Below are 2,299 nucleotides of genomic sequence, written 5' to 3' on the forward strand. Positions count from 1 at the left end.
GCGCCTCATACGACAGCTCGGAGCCGACCAGGAAGCGGGCCAGCGCCAGGCGCGCGGCGACCGGGGCGTCCTTGCCCTTGGCCGTCTCCTCGGAGGCGGCGTCCAGGAGGGCGTTGTAGCGGGCCAGGAACCCGCCCGATCCGACCTTGCCCCAGGTCTCATGGTCCACCAGCCCGGGCAGGCTGAGCGGCTGGGGGGCGCCCTCCAGGCTCGCGGCGGCGTTCTTGCGCGCCGCGCCGCCCGACAGCACCAGGCCCTGGGGCCGGGCGACGCTCACCAAGTCGCCGCGGCGCGAGACCATCAGGTTGTCCGCGTAGGTCTCCATGGCCAGGCCGTGGGCGGTTGGCAGGAAAGCCAGCTGCACATATTCCCGCCGGGAGGGCAGCACCTTGGCCGGGCCAAGCGCGGTGGCGATGGTCAGCTGGTCGCCGACCACGGGGTCGGAGAGGCGCACGATGCGGCTGACGCCGGCCACGGCGGCGACCAGGCCCGCCGGCCCGGCGACGTCGTTGCGGGCGACCTTGATTACGCCCGGCGTCACCGGCGCGCCGGCGCCCAAGGCCACGGTCCAGACCGGGCCCTCCTGGCTGACGCTGACCGGCACGGTGGCGGGCGAAGCAATGCGCACGGCGGCGTAGTCGGCGCCCTGGTAGGCCCTGGCCCCGCTCAGCTGGCGAAGGCCGCGGGGCATGGCCGAGACGTCGATCCGCGCAGGCGCGTCGAACACCACCCAAACCGCGTCGCCGCGCCGGAACACCGCCGCGCCATTGGGATTGGCCCAGGGGAAGGTCAGCAGCACCTGCTTGCCGTCGAGGTCGGCGCCCATGCGCACCACCCCGCCGGCCGGCACCGGGTTGGGTCGGGCGACCTCGGACGGGTCGGCCTCGGCGGTCTTCGGCGCCTCGGGCGGCGCAGCCTTCTCGAACACGACAACGTAGGGCGCGCCGTCGGCGACGCCGGTGCGGGCGTCGGCGTCGTCGGCGAGCGTCAGGTGCAGCTCGAGCGCGCCGCCCACGTGCTTCTGCTCGGCGCCCTTCAGCCAACGGGGCGGGCTGACGCGCAGGCGAGAGATGTCCGGGCGCGCGTCACGGCTGAAGCGCACGACCAGCAGCTGGCCGTCGCGCCGGGCGGTCATCTTGGCCCCGCCGCGCCAGTGGAACTCGATGCGCGAGAAGTCGTCGGCCTGGCCGACGCGCACGTCCAGCGTGCTCGACGGCGCCGGCGTGCGCTCGGGCGCGGCCAGGCCGGCCGGCGGCAGGGCCACGGCCAGGATGGCGGCCGCGGCCGCCGAGGCGCGCAGGAGCCGGCGCAGGCTCATCAGCTCGGCTTGGACGCCGGCTCGGCCGGCTTGGCGGGCCCGCCCTTCTCGGCCGGAGCGGCGGGCGCCTCCGCGGTCTTCTCGGGCGCGGGCTTGGGTGCGGCGGGTTTGGGCGCGGGTTTCCTGGGCGCCGGCTTTGCCGCCGGGGCGGCGGCGACCTTGGCCGGCTCGGCGGCGGCGGTCTGCACCGCCTGAGCCTGGGCGGCGGCGGCGGCGGCGGCGGCCTTGGCCGCTGAGTGGCGCCGCGCGAGGGCTTCGGTGAGACGCTTGGCCTCCGCAGGCTTCATCTCGGCGAGAATGGCCGAGAGCACGCGCTCCTTCATCTTGGCGGCGATCGGCAGGCGGACGGAATCGTCCAGCAGCTCCATGCGTGGGGCCGCGTCCTTGGCCTTCATCGACTCGAAGACCTTCACCAGGCGGGTGGTCTCGGCCTCTTCCTTCTGATCGGCCTGAGCCATCAGCCCCTGCACCTCGGCCTTCAGGGCGTTCATGGACTTCAGCTTGGCGTCGACCTTTGCCTCGGCGGCGGCGAGCAGGGCCAGCTGGACGTTGAGGTCCTGCTCGCGCTGCTCCAGCTGGCCGCGGCGGGCGCCCAGGCTCTGCAGCACCTGCAGTTCGGCCGGCGACAGGCCCGCCTGGCGGGCGAGTTCGGCGGCGGTGGGGGCGCAGACGGGCGCCGGCGGCTTGGCCGGACCGGCCCCGGCGCCCGGTGGCAAGGCGGCCTTGGCGGCGGTCGCCGCGGCCTCGCCGGTCGCGGCCTTCTCGCCCGGTCTGGCCTTCGCCTCCTCGGCGAAGGCCGAGGCGCCCGACAACAGGTCGGGCAGCGCCCGGGCTCCGGAGATGGCGTTGAGCGCCAGGACGCCGCCGACGGCGACGCCGATCAGCGGCAGGATGCGGGGCATGTTGCTCATCAGCGGAGCCTCAAGCGGCCGAGCCCGGCGCCGTCGGCCGGGCTCTCGAACAGGTCGTCGTCGAAGGTCT

The 2,299-nt window shown here is 75.3% G+C and carries 1 protein-coding gene and 1 pseudogene; both read right to left on the reverse strand.

Annotated elements, in window-relative coordinates:
- A pseudogene (locus VHK87_RS04250) lies at window positions 1-1,318 on the reverse strand (endoglucanase); the annotation flags it as partial.
- Complete coding sequence (locus VHK87_RS04255) at window positions 1,318-2,229, reverse strand: MotE family protein (protein WP_329633654.1); 912 nt, start codon at window positions 2,227-2,229, stop codon at window positions 1,318-1,320. The gene VHK87_RS04255 and the pseudogene VHK87_RS04250, both read right to left, overlap by 1 nt.
- Window positions 2,230-2,299: the final 70 nt, after the last annotated feature.

Origin of the sequence: Phenylobacterium sp., from assembly GCF_036263695.1 — a bacterium.
GTDB lineage: Bacteria > Pseudomonadota > Alphaproteobacteria > Caulobacterales > Caulobacteraceae > Phenylobacterium.

Coding starts and splice junctions, on each gene's coding strand:
- VHK87_RS04255 (WP_329633654.1), bottom strand. CDS start 2,229: ATGAGCAACATGCCCCGCATCCTGCCGCTGATCGGCGTCGCCGTCGGC.